Here is a 3,171-nt window from a genome sequence, read left to right as displayed (position 1 = left end):
TCATCGTTTTTGAGAGACACTCTGTAGGCTGTTTATTAGGTTTGGCGATGCCCTACTCTCCCACACCTTAAGATGCAGTACCATCGGCGCAACGGTGCTTAACTGCCGGGTTCGGAAAGGGACCGGGTGTTTCACTCGTGCTATGATCACCAAACCGAATAAACGGCCTAGAGGGTTCGACATTTGCATTTTTTGCAAAATCGAGGGTGTTGTCCAAGTCATTTATTGATGCGCTACCGCTTACGCTACTTGAGCGCTTTGGAATTTCATCAATTTGTACTGTGTGTTGTGTATGCTTCTGGATCGCAGAATAGATGTCTGTCTATTACTGGATCAAATCAAGCCTATCGGACCATTAGTACCGGTCAACTGAATGCATTGCTGCACTTACATCTCCGGCCTATCGACGTGGTGGTCTACCACGGTCCTCAGGGATACCTTGTTTTGAGGGGGGCTTCCCGCTTAGATGCCTTCAGCGGTTATCCTGTCCGATCATAGCTACCCTGCACTGCTGCTGGCGCAACAACAGGTCCACCAGTGGATCGTTCACCCCGGTCCTCTCGTACTAGGGGCAACTCCTCTCAAGTATCCTACACCCACGGCAGATAGGGACCGAACTGTCTCACGACGTTCTAAACCCAGCTCACGTACCTCTTTAAACGGCGAACAGCCGTACCCTTGGGACCTGCTCCAGCCCCAGGATGAGATGAGCCGACATCGAGGTGCCAAACACTGCCGTCGATATGGACTCTTGGGCAGTATCAGCCTGTTATCCCCGGCGTACCTTTTATCCGTTGAGCGATGGCCCTTCCACTCGGGACCACCGGATCACTATGGCCGTCTTTCGACTCTGCTCGACTTGTCAGTCTTGCAGTCAGGCTGGCTTCTGCCATTGCACTCAACGAGCGATTTCCGACCGCTCTGAGCCAACCTTCGCGCGCCTCCGTTACGCTTTAGGAGGCGACCGCCCCAGTCAAACTACCCGCCACACAGGGTCCCGGATCCGGATAACGGACCGCGGTTAGACATCAAGCAATGCAAGGGTGGTATCTCAAGGGAGGCTCCACCGCGACTGGCGTCACGGTTTCAATGCCCACCACCTATCCTGCACATGCATGGCCTGATGCCAGTGTGAAGCTGTAGTAAAGGTGCACGGGGTCTTTCCGTCTAACCGCGGGAAGCCTGCATCTTGACAGGCAATTCAATTTCGCTGAGTCGATGTTGGAGACAGTGGGGAAGTCGTTACGCCATTCGTGCAGGTCGGAACTTACCCGACAAGGAATTTCGCTACCTTAGGACCGTTATAGTTACGGCCGCCGTTTACCTGGGCTTCAATTCGGAGCTCTCACCCCTCCTTTTAACCTTCAGGCACCGGGCAGGCGTCAGACCCTATACGTCGTCTTGCGACTTCGCAGAGCCCTGTGTTTTTAGTAAACAGTCGCCACCCCCTGGTTTGTGCCCCCAGCCAATACTTGCGTAGAAACTGGGCCTCCTTCTCGCGAACTTACGGAGGTATTTTGCCGAGTTCCTTCAACATCGTTCTCTCAAGCGCCTTGGTATTCTCTACCAGTCCACCTGTGTCGGTTTAGGGTACGATCTAGCGATGGAGCTATTTCCAGGAACTGCTAAGCGGCCCCTCCAATCCAATAAGGAGGAACAACCGTCGCAATCCGTCACTTCCATCTGGCCCAGGAATATTAACCTGGTTCCCATCGACTACGCCTTTCGGCCTCGCCTTAGGGGTCGGCTTACCCTGCTCAGATTAGCTTTAAGCAGGAACCCTTGGACTTTCGGCGAGAGTGTCTCTCACACTCTTTGTCGCTACTCATGTCATCATTCTCACTAGTGATCTCTCCACCGGATGGCTCACGCCCCAGCTTCATCGAAAGCTTCGTGTCTCCGACACTCATTATATGATGTCCTACCGCTTCGCTACTTGAGGACTAAATCCTCCAGCAACAAATTGATACGATATCAATGAGTTAAAGAGACATGAAGCTATGTCACACTACGCTCTGCTACCACAGTGCATTCCCGAAGGAATGTCACTATCCTAGACTTCGGCTCATGGCTTGAGCCCCGTTACATCTTCGCCGCAGGACAACTTATTTAGACCAGTGAGCTGTTACGCTATCTTTAAAGGATGGCTGCTTCTAAGCCAACCTCCTGGTTGTTTTGGTCGTCCCACCTGCTTTCCCACTTAGCCATGAATTAGGGGCCTTAGTCGTAGGTCAGGGTTGTTTCCCTCTCCACTACGGACGTTAGCATCCGCAGTGTGTCTGCCATCTAGTACTCCCGGGTATTCGGAGTTTGATTAGGATCAGTAAGGCTGTGGGCCCCCATTACCCATTCAGTGCTCTACCCCCCGGGGTATTCGGATGACGCTCTACCTAAATAGATTTCGCAGAGAACCAGCTATCTCCGAGTTTGATTGGCCTTTCACCCCTAGGCACAACTCATCCCGACCTTTTTCAACAGGTGTGGGTTCGGACCTCCAGTAAGTGTTACCTTACCTTCATCCTGGTCATGCCTAGATCACTCGGTTTCGGGTCTAATGCATCTAACTCAAGCGCCCTATTAAGACTCGCTTTCGCTGCGCCTACACCTAACGGCTTAAGCTTGCTAGATACACTAAGTCGATGACCCATTATACAAAAGGTACGCTGTCAGCCCTCAAGGGGCCTCCAACTGATTGTAGGCGTTCGGTTTCAGGTACTGTTTCACTCCCCTTGTCGGGGTGCTTTTCACCTTTCCCTCACGGTACTGGTTCGCTATCGGTCAGTAAGGAGTACTTAGCCTTCGAAGGTGGTCCTCCGATCTTCAGACAGGATTTCACGTGTCCCGCCCTACTTAATACATCCTTCAAAGCTTCCTATACGGGGCTATCACCCGCTATGGCCGTGCTTCCCAACACGTTCTAGTCACTTATCAGGCTTGGCTGGTCCCCGTTCGCTCGCCGCTACTAGGGGAGTATCAATTGATTTCCTTTCCTCCGGGTACTTAGATGTTTCAGTTCCCCGGGTTTGCTCTTAAAACCCTATGTATTCAGGTCTTAAGTACCTGGTTCAGCAAGTTATAAAATGCAGAGCATTTTATAACAAACTGTCAGGTGGGTTCCCCCATTCAGAAATTCATGGATCAAAGCTTATTCTCAGCTCCCCATGACTTATC

The 3,171-nt window shown here is 51.7% G+C and carries 2 rRNA genes (1 of these 2 cut by a window edge); both read right to left on the bottom strand.

Going from position 1 to position 3,171, the window contains the following annotated elements:
* Positions 1-39: 39 nt before the first annotated feature.
* Positions 40-154, bottom strand: a 5S ribosomal RNA gene (gene rrf / locus BUA39_RS14365).
* Positions 155-334: 180 nt separating this feature from the next.
* A 23S ribosomal RNA gene (locus BUA39_RS14360) occupies positions 335-3,171 on the bottom strand; it runs 70 nt beyond the window's last position.

The sequence above is a fragment of the Cognatishimia maritima genome (genome assembly GCF_900129685.1).
GTDB lineage: Bacteria > Pseudomonadota > Alphaproteobacteria > Rhodobacterales > Rhodobacteraceae > Cognatishimia > Cognatishimia maritima.
Note: the sequence above shows the minus strand (reverse complement) of the source record. Positions and strands in the feature narration are given on the sequence as shown.